The organism is Micromonospora chokoriensis (genome assembly GCF_900091505.1).
GTDB classification, from domain to species: Bacteria; Actinomycetota; Actinomycetes; order Mycobacteriales; family Micromonosporaceae; genus Micromonospora; species Micromonospora chokoriensis.
Map to the genome: position 1 here is coordinate 2,401,296 of NZ_LT607409.1, position 13,613 is coordinate 2,414,908.

The following is a 13,613-nucleotide window of genomic DNA, read 5'->3' on the forward strand; positions in this document are numbered from 1 at the left end:
AGAACTGGCCGGCCTGCGGCGGGTCCGGACGACGCCCGGCGGCGTTGCGGTCACGTCCGGATACAACGCCGGTATCCGGACGTGACCGCGCCTTGCCGAATCGCCGCCCGGACTCCGCCTCGGCTCGGCCGCCCTTGTGCAACAGGCCCTAGACTCCTTCGCTGTGGAGACCGAGACGAGCACCTTCTGGGGGCCGGATTTCGCGCAGCTCAGGGCCACCGATCCGGAGATCGCCGGGGTGGTCCTCGGTGAGCTGGAGCGGTTGCGGGGCGGCCTGCAGCTGATCGCCAGCGAGAACCTGACCTCGCCGGCGGTGCTGGCCGCGCTCGGGTCGACCCTGACGAACAAGTACGCCGAGGGCTACCCGGGCCGGCGCTACTACGGCGGCTGCGCCGAGGTGGACCGGGCGGAGGAGATCGGCATCGCCCGCGCCAAGGAGCTCTTCGGGGCGGAGCACGCCAACCTCCAGCCGCACTCCGGGGCGAGCGCCAACCTGGCCGCGTACGCCGCGCTGGTGCAGCCGGGCGACACGGTGCTGGCGATGGACCTGCCGCACGGCGGGCACCTGACCCACGGCAGCCGGGTGAACTTCTCCGGCAAGTGGTTCCACCCGGTCGGTTACCCGGTCCGGCCGGACACCGAGCTGATCGACTACGACGAGGTCCGGGACCTGGCTCGGGCACATCGGCCCAAGCTGATCATCTGTGGTGCCACCGCGTACCCCCGCCTGATCGACTTCGCCCGGTTCCGGGAGATCGCCGACGAGGTCGGCGCGTACCTGATGGTGGACGCCGCGCACTTCATCGGCCTGGTCGCCGGCCGGGCGATCCCGTCCCCGGTGCCGTACGCCGACGTCGTCTGCGCCACCACCCACAAGGTGCTGCGCGGCCCGCGCGGCGGCATGATCCTGTGCCGCGAGGCGCTGGCCCAGCGGATCGACAAGGCGGTCTTCCCGTTCACCCAGGGTGGCCCGCTGATGCACGCCGTCGCGGCGAAGGCGGTCGCGCTGCGCGAGGCCGCCCAGCCGGAGTTCCAGGCGTACGCCGGCCAGGTCGTCCGCAACGCCCAGGCGCTCGCCGCCGGGCTGGCCGACGAGGGGATGCGCCCGGTGTCCGGTGGCACCGACACCCATCTCGCGCTGATCGACCTGCGCGAGCTGGGGGTGACCGGCGCGGACGCCGAGCGACGCTGCGACGCCGCGTCGATCACCCTGAACAAGAACGCCATCCCGTACGACCCGCAGCCGCCGATGGTGGCCTCCGGCATCCGGGTGGGCACGCCGAGCGTCACCACCCAGGGGATGCGCGAGGGGGAGCTGCGGCAGGTGGCCACGTTGATCGCGCGGGCGGTACGCACCGATCCCGGGGCACCGGGCGGCACCGACGAGCTGACCCGGCTGGGTGCCGAGGTTGCCGAGCTGGTCGCGGCGTTTCCGGCGTACCCCCGTGGCTGAGCCCGGGGTGGTCGAGCCGGACAGCGACCGGCGGTGGCGGCTGCGGCACCTGCCGGTGTTGTTGGGCGCGTCGGTGGCGCTCGCCGTGGTCGCCGCGGTCGTCGGCGCGGTGGCCGGCGGTGCGACGGCGGCGGTCGGCGCGGCGGTCGGGGTGGGCGTCACGGTGCTCAGCTACACGCTGACCACGGTGGTGCTGGCCCGGGCCGACCAGGTCAACCCGCAGTTGCTGCTCCCGCTCGGCGTGGGCCTGTACGTGCTGAAGTTCAGCCTGCTGGGTGGGGTGCTGGTGGCGGTGGCGTCCACCGGTTGGGCGGGGTTGATCCCGCTCTGCCTCGGCATCGTCGCCGGGGTGGCAGTGTGGACGGCGGTGCACATCTGGTGGCTGACGACCGTGCACGCTCGCCGGGCGCACCGCTGACCCGGCGGGTCGTCCCATTTATTGGACGCGCCGCAATGTGTCGGCCTCCGGTCATTTTCCGACGGGCGGAAGGGGAGTAGCGTGCCCACAGACGACGGCGCCCACGAGAAGCCCACACAACGACGGTTGTGCGGGGGGTGAGGCACAGCCTCGTCTTCCCGGCTGATATCGTTCGCCCCGTCATGGCTGGTGACCAAACCCCCCGTCCCGCCGGTGAACCGGACGATTATCCGTCCGGCGCCGGTCAGGGTTGGACCGCGCTCAGCTACCTCATCGGAGGGATGCTCGTGTGGGGCTTCATCGGCTGGCTGGTTGACCAATGGCTCGACACCGGTGGCGTCGCCACCGGCATCGGAGTCGTGCTCGGTATGGCCGGGGGGATCATCCTGGTCGTTCGCCGGCTCGGCACGCCTACTTAGGAAGGGACGCGGTGTTCGGACAGGCGAACGTTCTGGCAGCGGGCCAGGCGGCATTCCCACCCAGCGTGGAGGACTTCTACCTGCCCAGCATCCTGCCCTGGGGTGCACACGACTCCTACTGGTTCACCAAGATCACGGCAATGGTCTGGATCGCGGTCGGCGTCCTGATCATCTTCTTCCTGGCGACCTATCGGAACCCGCAACTGGTGCCGACCAAGAAGCAGTGGCTCGCCGAGTCGATCTACGGCTTCGTGCGCAACAACATCTCGGTCGACATGATCGGGCACCAGGGTGTGCGGTTCGCGCCCTACTTCACGACGCTGTTCTGCTTCGTGCTGCTGACGAACTTCTTCGCGATCGTGCCGTTCTTCCAGATCTCGCCGAACTCGCACATCGCCTTCCCGGCGTTCCTGGCGATCATCAGCTACGTGCTGTTCAACTACGTCGGCATCAAGAAGCACGGCTTCGTCAAGTACTTCAAGAACTCTCTGGTTCCGCCGGCGCCCTGGTTCATCCTGCCGCTGCTGATCCCGATCGAGTTGTTCTCGACCTTCATCGTCCGGCCGTTCTCGCTGGCCGTCCGTCTCTTCGCGAACATGTTCGCGGGGCACATGCTCCTGCTGGTCTTCACGCTCGGCGGCTTCGCGATGCTGAGCGCCAACGCCTGGCTGGCGCCGGTCTCGGTGCTCTCCTGGGTGATGACCATCGCGCTCACCTTCCTCGAGTTCCTGGTGATCTGCCTGCAGGCCTACGTCTTCACCGTCCTGACCGCGAGCTACGTGCAGGGCGCGCTCGCCGACGAGCACTGATCCACCGCACCAACCGTTGTCGTCCCGCGTGAGAGACACGCGTGATAACCAGGAGGAACCACTAATGGATTACGTCGCCGCCGCAGAAGGTGTCGTTGGCAGCACCGCCGCCATCGGCTACGGCCTCGCGGCCATCGGTCCGGGTATCGGCGTCGGCCTGGTCTTCGCCGCCTACATCCAGTCGACCGCCCGCCAGCCGGAGTCGTCGCGGATGACCCTGCCGTACGTCTGGATCGGCTTCGCCGTCATCGAGGCGCTGGCGCTGCTGGGCATCGCCTTCGGCTTCATCTGGCAGGGCCAGCTCTAATCCCGCTCGTCGACCGGGAGGTCACTCATGTACTTCCTTGCCGCTGAGGGTGGTGAGGCCCACAACCCGATCATCCCGCTCTGGCAGGAGATCGTGGTCGGGTCGGTCGCCTTCATCGTCCTCTGCTTCGTGCTGATGAAGTTCGTCTTCCCGCGCATGGAGCAGACGTTCCAGGCTCGGGTCGACGCGATCGAGGGCGGCATCAAGCGCGCCGAGGCCGCCCAGGCCGAGGCGAACCAGCTGCTCGAGCAGTACCGTGCCCAGCTCGCCGAGGCCCGGACCGACGCCGCCAAGATCCGTGACGACGCTCGGGCCGACGCCGAGGGCATCCGGCAGGACATCCTCGCCAAGGCGCGGGAGGAGTCCGACCGGGTCATCCAGGCGGGCAAGGACGCGCTCGCCGCCGAGCGCGCCACCATCGTGCGCGAGCTGCGCGCGGAGGTCGGCACCATCGCGGTGGACCTGGCCAGCAAGATCGTCGGCGAGTCGCTGGCCGACGAGGCACGGCGCAAGGGCACCGTTGACCGGTTCCTGAGCGGTCTCGAGAGCACGGGGGCCCGCTGATGCAGGCCGCCAGCCGGGAGTCGTACAAGATCGCGGCCGAGCGCCTCGACGCGTACGTCCGCGGCGCGGAGCCGTCGGCGGTGGCCTCCACCGCCGACGCCATCCTCTCCGTGGCTGCCCTGCTGCGGCGCGAGCCGCGGCTGCGTCGGGCGCTGTCCGAGCCGGCCCGTTCCGGCGAGGACCGCGGCGCGCTGCTCGGCGACATGCTGGGTGGGCGGATCGGCGCCGACGCGCTCGACCTGCTCGTCACGCTGGTCTCCGGCCGTTGGTCGGCACCGTCGGAGTTGCTCGACGGCGCCGAGCGGCTGGGCGTGGAGGCGCTGCTCGCCAGCGCCGACAAGGCCGGCGAGCTGGGCGAGGTCGAGGACGAGCTGTTCCGCTTCGGTCAGGTCGTGGCCGGTCAGCCGGCGCTGAGCAACGCGCTCGCCGACCCGGTCGCCCCGGTCGAGCAGCGGGCCACCCTGGCCCGCGAGCTGCTCGCCGACAAGGCCCGTCCGGTCACCGTCCGCCTCGTCGAGGCGGCGCTCGGCGGGTTCGGGGGACGCTCCTTCAGCGGGGCGCTCACCCGGCTGGTCGAGCTGGCCGCCGACCGCCGTGACCGGCAGGTGGCGTACGTGACCGTCGCGGCCCCGTTGAGTGACGAGGACGAGCGTCGGCTGGGTGCGAGCCTCACCGCGATATACGGTCGAGAGGTGTCCGTCAAGCAGACGGTCGACCCCGCCGTTCTCGGTGGCGTGAGCGTCCGGGTCGGTTCCGACCTGTACGACGGCACCATCCTGCGCCGCCTCAACGAGACCCGCAACGCGCTCGCGAAGCGCTGAGCGCTCCGCCGCCCAGTCGCTGGGTGGCTTCGCCGCCCAGCGTCGGTGCGGTTGTGTCGCCCAGCATCCGGGCGGCTCCGCCGCCCAGCGCCCGGATTGACAGACGCCATTCGGACCGGTTGGTACTAGGTATCCCGGGCCCCTGAATTTTAAGGAAGCAGAGGATGGCCGAGCTGACCATCTCGACGGAGGAGATTCGCGGCGCCCTGGAGCGCTACGTCTCCTCCTACTCGTCCGACGTCTCCCGCGAGGAGGTCGGCACCGTCTCCGACACCGGTGACGGTATCGCCCACGTCGAGGGCCTGCCCTCGACCAAGACCAACGAGCTCCTGGAGTTCGAGGACGGCACGCTCGGCGTGGCGTTGAACCTCGACGTGCGGGAGATCGGCGTCGTCGTCCTCGGTGACTCCGCCAAGCTGGAGGAGGGGCAGCGGGTCAAGCGCACCGACCGCGTGCTCTCGGTTCCGGTTGGTGACGCCTTCCTCGGCCGCGTGGTCAACGCGCTCGGCCAGCCGATCGACGGCCTCGGCGACATCGCCGAAGAGGGCTACCGCGAGCTGGAGCTGCAGGCTCCGAACGTGATGGCCCGGCAGTCGGTCTTCGAGCCGCTGCAGACCGGCATCAAGGCCATCGACGCCATGACCCCGATCGGTCGGGGCCAGCGGCAGCTGATCATCGGTGACCGGAAGACCGGCAAGACCACCGTCGCGCTGGACGCCATCCTCAACCAGCGGGACAACTGGCGCACCGGCGACCCGAAGAAGCAGGTCCGCTGCATCTACGTCGCCATCGGCCAGAAGGCCTCCACCATCGCCTCGATCAAGGGGCAGCTGGAGGAGGCGGGCGCGCTGGAGTACACGACCATCGTCGCCTCGCCGGCGTCCGACCCGGCCGGCTTCAAGTACCTGGCCCCGTACACCGGCTCGTCCATCGGGCAGCACTGGATGTACGGCGGCAAGCACGTCCTGATCGTCTTCGACGACCTGAGCAAGCAGGCCGAGGCGTACCGCGCCGTGTCGCTGCTGCTGCGTCGCCCGCCGGGCCGTGAGGCGTACCCGGGTGACGTCTTCTACCTGCACTCGCGTCTGCTGGAGCGCTGCGCGAAGCTCTCCGACGAGCTGGGTGGCGGCTCGATGACCGGTCTGCCGATCATCGAGACGAAGGCCAACGACATCTCGGCCTTCATCCCGACCAACGTCATCTCGATCACCGACGGCCAGATCTTCCTGGAGACCGACCTGTTCAACCAGGGCGTTCGTCCGGCGATCAACGTCGGCACCTCGGTCTCCCGGGTCGGCGGCGCCGCGCAGGTGAAGCCGATGCGCAAGGTCGCCGGTTCGCTGCGGCTCAACCTGGCCCAGTACCGCGAGCTGGAGGCGTTCGCCGCCTTCGCCTCCGACCTGGACAAGGCGTCGCGGGCCCAGCTGGAGCGTGGTGTCCGGCTGGTCGAGCTGCTCAAGCAGCCGAACTACTCGCCGTACCCGGTGCAGGAAGAGGTCGTCTCGGTCTGGGCCGGCACCGAGGGCAAGCTGGACGACATCCCGGTGGGTGACATCCGGCGCTTCGAGGCCGAGTTCCTCCAGTACCTGCGGCACAAGCACGAGGGTGTGCTGGCCGGGATCGCCGACAACCAGTGGGGCGACGACATCGTCAACTCGCTGGACACGGCGATCACCGAGTTCAAGCAGGTCTTCCTCAACAAGGACGACGAGCGCAAGGTCAACGACGCGCCGGCCGCTCCGCTCGAGGGTGACGAGAACCGCGAGACGGTGACCCGCTTCCGCGACGGCGCGACCGACCGCCCGGCCGAGAGCTGATCTGATGGCGGCCCAGGTACGCGTTCTTCGTCAACGAATCCGCTCGGCGAAGTCGATGAAGAAGATCACCAAGGCGATGGAGCTCGTGGCGACGAGCCGGATCGCCAAGGCTCAGGCCCGGGTGCAGGCGTCCCTGCCGTACGCCCAGGCCATCACCGGTGTGCTCACGGCGCTGGCGTCCAACGCGCGGATCGACCACCCGTTGCTCACCCCGCGTGAGCGGGTGCGGCGGGCGGGCGTCCTGTTGGTCACCAGCGACCGTGGCCTGGCCGGCGGCTACAGCTCCAACGCGATCAGGATGGCCGAGTCGCTGATCGCGCGCCTCAAGGCGGACGGCAAGGAGCCGGTGCTCTACGTCATCGGACGTAAGGGTGTCGGGTTCTACCGCTTCCGCGACCGGCCGATCGAGGCGAACTGGACCGGGTTCAGCGAGCAGCCGTCGTTCGAGGACGCCCGTGCCGTGGGTGAGACGCTGATCAAGGCGTTCACGGCCGGTGCGGACGACATCGACGGCGGTCCCGGCGCGGACGGGGTGCTCGGCGTCGACGAGTTGCACATCGTCTACACCGAGTTCCACTCGCTGATGACGCAGAACCCGGTCACCAAGGTCATCGGTCCGATGCAGGTGGAGGACCGGCCGCGCTCCGAGGGGCTGCTGCCGGCGTACGAGTTCGAGCCGGAGGCGGAGGCGCTGCTCGACGCGCTCCTGCCGAGGTACATCAACACGCGGATCTACGCGGCGTTGCTCGAGTCGGCGGCGAGTGAGTCGGCGGCACGGCGGCGGGCGATGAAGAGCGCCACCGACAACGCCGAAGAGATGATCGAGAAGTACACGCGTGAGATGAACTCGGCCCGTCAGGCCGGGATCACCCAGGAGATCAGCGAGATCGTCGGCGGCGCCAACGCGCTGGCCGCGTCGGGAAGTGAAGTGTGATGACTGCACCAGTAGAGACCAAGACGGCCACGGGTCGCGTGGTCCGGGTCATCGGCCCGGTCGTCGACGCCGAGTTCCCGCGCGACGCCATGCCGGCCCTGTTCAACGCCCTGAACGTCACCGTGAGCCTGTCCGGCGGTGAGAAGACGCTGACCCTGGAGGTCGCCCAGCACCTGGGTGACAACCTGGTCCGCGCGATCTCGATGCAGCCGACGGACGGTCTGGTTCGCGGCGCGGAGGTTCGTGACTCCGGTTCGCCGATCACCGTTCCGGTGGGCGACGCGGTCAAGGGCCACGTGTTCAACGCGATCGGCGAGGTGCTCAACCTCAAGGAGGGCGAGACCCTCAACCCGGACGACCACTGGGGTATCCACCGCAAGGCCCCGGCCTTCGCGGACCTGGAGCCGAAGACCGAGATGCTGGAGACCGGCATCAAGGTCATCGACCTGCTCGCCCCGTACGTCAAGGGCGGCAAGATCGGCCTGTTCGGTGGCGCGGGCGTGGGCAAGACGGTGCTCATCCAGGAGATGATCACCCGTGTCGCCCGTAACTTCGGTGGTACCTCGGTCTTCGCCGGCGTGGGTGAGCGCACCCGTGAGGGCAACGACCTCATCGCCGAGATGACCGAGTCCGGCGTCATCGACAAGACCGCGCTGGTCTACGGCCAGATGGACGAGCCGCCGGGCACCCGTCTGCGGGTGGCGCTCTCCGCGCTGACCATGGCGGAGTACTTCCGGGACGTGAAGAAGCAGGAGGTGCTGCTCTTCATCGACAACATCTTCCGCTTCACCCAGGCCGGTTCGGAGGTCTCCACCCTGCTCGGCCGTATGCCGAGCGCCGTGGGTTACCAGCCGACCCTGGCCGACGAGATGGGCGAGCTCCAGGAGCGGATCACCTCCGTCCGGGGCCAGGCCATCACCTCGATGCAGGCGATCTACGTGCCGGCGGACGACTACACCGACCCCGCTCCGGCCACCACGTTCGCCCACCTGGACGCGACCACCAACCTGGAGCGGTCGATCTCCGACAAGGGCATCTACCCGGCCGTGGACCCGCTGGCGTCCTCGTCCCGGATCCTCGCCCCGGAGTTCGTCGGCCAGGATCACTTCCAGGTCGCCACCGAGGTGAAGCGGATCCTGCAGCGCTACAAGGACCTGCAGGACATCATCGCCATCCTCGGTATCGAGGAGCTCTCCGAGGAAGACAAGATCACCGTGGCCCGGGCCCGGCGGATCGAGCGCTTCCTGTCGCAGAACACGTACGCCGCGGAGCAGTTCACCGGTGTGCCGGGCTCGACGGTTCCGATCAAGGAGACCATCGAGGCGTTCCGTAAGATCAGCGAGGGTGAGTACGATCACTTCCCCGAGCAGGCGTTCTTCATGTGCGGCGGTCTCGACGACCTGGAGAAGAAGGCTGAGGAGCTGATGAAGGGCTGACCAGCCCGATCAGATCCGTAACAAAAAGACTGCCCCGGCAACGCCGGGGCAGTCTTTTGTTCATGTTCGCGTTCTATCGTCGTCGCGGTCCGTTAGCGGTGGTCGTTGGTTCCCCGGCACCCGAGATACGGTCGTTCCGCGCTCACCCGAACGAGCGTTGATCCTTGCAACCTTTCGGCGACGTGCGCCCGTCTTTAACCCGTGGGCGTAACGAACGGAGATGCTCGTGGGTAAGGCCGGCAAGAGTGGCCGCAGGTCGTCCGTATGGCGGGGTGTGCCGCGTTGGGCCAAGATCTGCACGGTGTTCGGCACCGTGCTGACGGTGCTCAGTGGGGCCGTCCTGGTCGGCACCGAGGTGCTCATGGCGCGCTACGAGGGTGCCGTCGGCAAGGCGGACCTGTTCGGCGACCAGGCGGCGGGTGCCCAGGCGAAGAAGAGCGAGATCAAGGGACCGCTCAACATCCTGCTGGTCGGCATCGACCCGCGTTCGCCGACGGCGGCGCCACTGGCAGACTCGATCATGGTGCTGCACGTGCCGGCGTCGATGGACCGCGCCTACCTGTTCTCGGTGCCTCGGGACCTCTACGTGCGCATCCCGCCGTTCAAGAAGGCCGAGTTCCTGGGCGAGACCACGAAGATCAACGCTGCCATGTCGCACGGCAGCAAGGTCCCGGGGGCGAACCCCGACGCGGCCCGGGGCTTCGAGTTGCTGGCGACCACCGTGCAGAACGTGACGGGCATCAAGCGCTTCGACGCCGGCGCGATCATCAACTTCAGCGGTTTTCAGAAGATCGTCGACGCCATGGGCGGCGTCACCATGTACATCGAGCGGGACGTGCGGTCGGAGCACAAGCAGCCGGACGGCACGGCGCGCCCCGGCAACCCCCGCGGTGAGGGCTACATCGGCCCGCAGGCGCTCTACAAGAAGGGCAACCAGCACCTGAGTGGCTGGCAGGCGCTGGACTACGTGCGGCAGCGTTACCCGAAGAACGGCGTTCCCGACTCGGACTACGGCCGGCAGCGTCACCAGCAGCAGTTCGTCAAGGCGATGGTCGGCCAGGCGTTCAGCGCCGACGTGGTGTCCAACCCGGTCAAGCTGGACAAGGTGCTCCGCGCCGCCGGTCAGTCGTTGATCTTCAACGGTCGGGGCAACAGCGTGGTCGACTTCGGGCTCGCCCTGAAGGACATCCGCCCGAACACCATCGAGATGATCAAGCTTCCGGGTGGTGGGGTGTACGACGGCAAGAGGTACCTGGGGGAGCAGTTCCAGGAGGGGGTCCCGGACTTCTTCACCGCGCTGCACAACGAGCAGCTCGATCCGTTCCTGCTGGAGCACCCCGAATTCGTGAACAAGGCGAAGTAGTCGTGACGCCGATGTCCCCCACCCGCGTGGGGCGCGCCCCAGCGTCAGGCTAGACTTTTGGCAATCCGTAGCCGCAGCAAGGAGACAGCGTGGCACAGCAGCTTCACGTCGAGCTCGTCGCCGTCGAGGAGAAGGTCTGGTCGGGTGAGGCCGAGATGGTCGTCGCCCGGACGACCGAGGGCGAGCTCGGTGTCCTGCCGGGCCACGCACCGCTGCTCGGCCAGCTCGCCGAGCCCGGCCAGGTGCGCATCAAGCTCGCTGGTGGCGAGCAGGTCTCCTACGAGGTTGCCGGCGGTTTCCTCTCGGTGAGCGCCGACGGTGTCACCGTGCTGGCCGAGAGCGCAACCCCGGTTTCCGCGCAGAGCCGCTGAGTCAGACCGGGGATGGAGATCGTCGAGGGATTCGGGATCGGCGTTGTCGTCATCCTCGTCGCGCTTCTGATCCTCTTCGTCCGGCGAGCTCTGGTCACCCGTAGCGGTGGCATCATCCGGCTCAGCGTCCGGGTCACCACCGTACTCGACGGTCGCGGCTGGTCGCCCGGTTTCGGCCGCTTCGTCGGTGACGAGCTGCGGTGGTACCGGATGTTCAGCTTCGCGATCCGCCCCAAGCGGGTGCTGTCGCGCAAAGGGTTGGCGGTGGAGCGTCGACGGTTGCCCGAAGGTCAGGAACGGCTCTCCATGCCGGCCGACTGGGTGATCCTCCGCTGTACCAGTCACCACGCACCGGTGGAGATCGCCATGGCGCGATCGACGGTTACCGGCTTTCTCTCCTGGCTCGAGGCCGCCCCTCCGGGGGCGGTCTCGCCGCGTATGGCCTCCCAGGACTGGCCGGCCGCCTGAGGCCGTCCAAGTCGCTCTCCAGGCCCACCCGTGGTCTGTGATCGCGCTACGGGTCTCCCGGGGGAACCCACCCGGCTCCGGCCGGTCAGGCGTGATCCCTCCGCCGAACGACGAACAGCGCCCCCGGAAACCCTCCGGGGGCGCGGTTCGTCGTTCCGGCGCGTTTCCCGCCGACCACGTGGGCTGACCTCGTAGATCTTGGACAGTTTCCGTCTCGCCGAGACGGAAACTGTCCAAGATCTGCATCGGTGCGGTGCGTGAAGGCGGGGTCTCAGCGAAAGGACGCGTGGCGGCCCCGAGATTGGGAACCCACACCTCGACGTGGTGCGCAGCGCCGACGTTCAGCGCTTGCCGCCCGGCACCCATAGCACGTCTCCAGCCGGATTTGCCGTTCTTGACAGGATAAAGAGCAGATCGGAGAGCCGGTTGAGATACTTTGCCGGGAGCGTGCTGGTCCGATCCGGATCGTGGCTGACCAGCGCCCAGGCCGCCCGTTCGGCTCGCCGGGCGATGGTCCGTGCCACGTGCAGCAGTGCCGCGCCGGCGGTGCCGCCCGGGAGGATGAAGGAGTCGAGCTTGCTCAGGCGTGCGTTGTACTCGTCGCACCAGCCCTCCAGGCGCTCGACGTACTCCTCGGTCACCCGCAGCGGTGGGTACTTCGGCTCCGGCTCGACGGGGGTGGACAGGTCGGCGCCGACGTCGAACAGGTCGTTCTGCACCGACGCCAGTACGCCCCGCAGTTCCTCGTCGAGGTGGCCCAGCGCGATCGCGACGCCGATCGCCGCGTTGCACTCGTCGACATCCGCGTACGCGGCGATGCGCGGATCGGTCTTCGGCACCTGCTCGTTGTTGCTCAGCCTGGTCATGCCGGCGTCGCCGGCCTTGGTGTAGATGCGCGTGAGGTGGACGGCCATGACGCACAGCCTACGGATTCCCGACCTGACAATCCCGGCGCGGCCGGACAACAGTCCCAGTTGGCCGGTGGTGGTGGGCCCCGGCGACGCGGGCGACCCGGCGGTCAACGACGTCGACGTCATCCGGGTGCACGGTAACGCCCGGTTGGCCGGCACCGTGCACGTCGTCGGCGCCAAGAACTCGGCGTTGAAGCTGATGGCCGCCGCGCTGCTCGCGCCCGGCCGCAGCGTGATCACGAACGTGCCGCGGATCACCGACATCGCGATCATGGGGGAGGTGCTGCGTCGGCTGGGCTGTGGCGTCCAGTTCGACGCGGACGACCCGGTCGATCCGATGGTCGCGCAGGGTGGGATCGCCCGGTCCCGTTCGGTGACCATCGACGTGCCCGAGCAGCCGGGCGCCGACGCCGACTACGACCTGGTCCGGCGGTTGCGTGCGTCGATCTGCGTGCTCGGGCCGCTGCTGGCCCGTCGGGGGTACGTGCGGGTGGCGCACCCCGGCGGGGACGCCATCGGGTCCCGTGGGCTGGACATGCACATCTCCGGTCTGACCCGGATGGGCGCGGAGATCTCCGGTGAGCACGGGTTCGTCATCGCGTCCGCTCCGCACGGGTTGCGCGGTGCGGACATCGTGTTGGACTTCCCCAGCGTCGGCGCGACCGAGAACCTGGTGATGGCGGCCGTGCTGGCCCAGGGCACCACGATGATCGACAACGCGGCCCGGGAGCCGGAGATCGTCGACATCTGCACGATGCTCAACCAGATGGGCGCGCGGATCGCCGGTGCGGGCACGTCCACGTTGCGGATCACCGGTGTTCCCGGTCTACGTCCGGTCCGACACGCCACGGTGGGGGATCGGATCGTCGCGGGCACCTGGGCGTTCGGGGCGGCGATGACCCGGGGGGACGTGACGGTGACCGGGCTGGACCCGGCGTACCTGGAGGTCGCGCTGGACAAGGTGGTGGCGGCCGGCGGCCTGGTGGAGACCCGGGGGGACGGCTTCCGGGTACGGATGGACGACCGGCCCCGCGCTGTGGACGTGGTGACCCTGCCGTACCCCGGCTTCGCCACCGACCTGCTGCCGATGGCGATCGGGCTGGCGGCGGTCAGCGACGGCGCCTCCCTGATCACCGAGAACATCTTCGACGGCCGGTTCATGTTCGCCAACGAGATGATGCGGCTCGGTGCGGACATCAAGACCGACGGGCACCACGCTGTGGTCCGTGGGCGGGACCGTCTCTCCGGCGCCCCGGTACGGGCCACCGACATCCGCGCCGGCGCCGGGCTGATCATCGCCGGTCTCTGCGCTGAGGGGGTCACCGAGGTCTCGCACGTGCACCACGTCGACAGGGGCTACCCGGACTTCGTGGCCGACCTGCGCGCGCTCGGGGTGGCGGTCGAACGGGGCACCACGCCGGAAGAGCCGTCGCTGGAGATCTGACGCCGCCCCACCACGCCACTTAGCCATCGTTCAGGCTCGCGGACTAGGGTGCAGTGAGGCACTCAATCGCAGCGAGGG

General features: G+C 68.8%; 15 protein-coding genes. 14 read left to right on the forward strand and 1 reads right to left on the reverse strand.

The window, feature by feature from the left end; all coding sequences use genetic code 11:
- Positions 1-163 precede the first annotated feature (163 nt).
- From GA0070612_RS11365 to GA0070612_RS11425, 13 genes are all read left to right on the forward strand, one after another.
- The gene (locus tag GA0070612_RS11365) at positions 164-1,453 is read left to right on the forward strand and encodes a serine hydroxymethyltransferase (RefSeq protein ID WP_197699351.1); all 1,290 of its coding nucleotides are present in this window, start codon (positions 164-166) and stop codon (positions 1,451-1,453) included.
- Positions 1,446-1,871 (forward strand): hypothetical protein, encoded by a 426-nt coding sequence (locus GA0070612_RS11370; protein ID WP_088987879.1) that lies wholly within the window; start codon positions 1,446-1,448, stop codon positions 1,869-1,871. The genes GA0070612_RS11365 and GA0070612_RS11370 overlap by 8 nt, the downstream gene beginning before the upstream one ends.
- Before the next feature lie 182 nt (positions 1,872-2,053).
- Positions 2,054-2,290, forward strand: a complete 237-nt coding sequence (locus GA0070612_RS11375; protein ID WP_088991414.1) for an AtpZ/AtpI family protein — start codon at positions 2,054-2,056, stop codon at positions 2,288-2,290.
- An 11-nt stretch (positions 2,291-2,301) separates the two neighbouring features.
- Complete coding sequence (atpB, locus tag GA0070612_RS11380; protein WP_088987880.1) at positions 2,302-3,099, forward strand: F0F1 ATP synthase subunit A; 798 nt, start codon at positions 2,302-2,304, stop codon at positions 3,097-3,099.
- A 64-nt stretch (positions 3,100-3,163) separates the two neighbouring features.
- Positions 3,164-3,406, forward strand: coding sequence for an ATP synthase subunit c family protein (locus tag GA0070612_RS11385; RefSeq protein ID WP_088949916.1), 243 nt, complete (start codon positions 3,164-3,166; stop codon positions 3,404-3,406).
- 27 nt (positions 3,407-3,433) lie between these two features.
- On the forward strand, positions 3,434-3,970 hold the full coding sequence (locus GA0070612_RS11390) for a F0F1 ATP synthase subunit B (protein ID WP_088987881.1): 537 nt from the start codon (positions 3,434-3,436) through the stop codon (positions 3,968-3,970).
- Entirely contained in the window at positions 3,970-4,791 is an 822-nt protein-coding gene (locus GA0070612_RS11395) for a F0F1 ATP synthase subunit delta (RefSeq protein WP_088987882.1), read from the forward strand. The genes GA0070612_RS11390 and GA0070612_RS11395 overlap by 1 nt, the downstream gene beginning before the upstream one ends.
- 164 nt (positions 4,792-4,955) lie before the next feature.
- Positions 4,956-6,608, forward strand: coding sequence for a F0F1 ATP synthase subunit alpha (gene atpA / locus GA0070612_RS11400; RefSeq protein WP_088987883.1), 1,653 nt, complete (start codon positions 4,956-4,958; stop codon positions 6,606-6,608).
- 4 nt (positions 6,609-6,612) lie between these two features.
- Positions 6,613-7,542: a F0F1 ATP synthase subunit gamma gene (locus tag GA0070612_RS11405; RefSeq protein ID WP_088987884.1), complete on the forward strand. Its 930-nt coding sequence runs from the start codon at positions 6,613-6,615 to the stop codon at positions 7,540-7,542.
- Positions 7,542-8,978, forward strand: a complete 1,437-nt coding sequence (gene atpD / locus GA0070612_RS11410) for a F0F1 ATP synthase subunit beta (protein ID WP_088987885.1) — start codon at positions 7,542-7,544, stop codon at positions 8,976-8,978. Before GA0070612_RS11405 ends, atpD begins: the two co-directional genes overlap by 1 nt.
- 220 nt (positions 8,979-9,198) lie before the next feature.
- Positions 9,199-10,341 (forward strand): LCP family protein, encoded by a 1,143-nt coding sequence (locus GA0070612_RS11415; protein ID WP_088987886.1) that lies wholly within the window; start codon positions 9,199-9,201, stop codon positions 10,339-10,341.
- Between the two features lie 89 nt (positions 10,342-10,430).
- Positions 10,431-10,712, forward strand: a complete 282-nt coding sequence (locus GA0070612_RS11420) for a F0F1 ATP synthase subunit epsilon (RefSeq protein WP_088987887.1) — start codon at positions 10,431-10,433, stop codon at positions 10,710-10,712.
- A gap of 12 nt (positions 10,713-10,724) precedes the next feature.
- Positions 10,725-11,180: a DUF2550 domain-containing protein gene (locus tag GA0070612_RS11425; RefSeq protein ID WP_088987888.1), complete on the forward strand. Its 456-nt coding sequence runs from the start codon at positions 10,725-10,727 to the stop codon at positions 11,178-11,180.
- Between the two features lie 341 nt (positions 11,181-11,521).
- Here the strand turns inward: GA0070612_RS11425 and GA0070612_RS11430 are convergent, their stop codons facing one another.
- Positions 11,522-12,094: a cob(I)yrinic acid a,c-diamide adenosyltransferase gene (locus GA0070612_RS11430; protein WP_088987889.1), complete on the reverse strand. Its 573-nt coding sequence runs from the start codon at positions 12,092-12,094 to the stop codon at positions 11,522-11,524.
- On the opposite strand from GA0070612_RS11430, the gene murA reads away from it, so the two are divergent.
- Positions 12,093-13,535 carry a UDP-N-acetylglucosamine 1-carboxyvinyltransferase gene (murA, locus tag GA0070612_RS11435; protein WP_088987890.1) on the forward strand — a complete coding sequence of 481 codons (1,443 nt, stop codon included), beginning with the start codon at positions 12,093-12,095 and terminating at the stop codon, positions 13,533-13,535. The two genes, GA0070612_RS11430 and murA, sit on opposite strands and share 2 nt — an antisense overlap.
- The last annotated feature ends 78 nt before the right edge of the window (positions 13,536-13,613 follow it).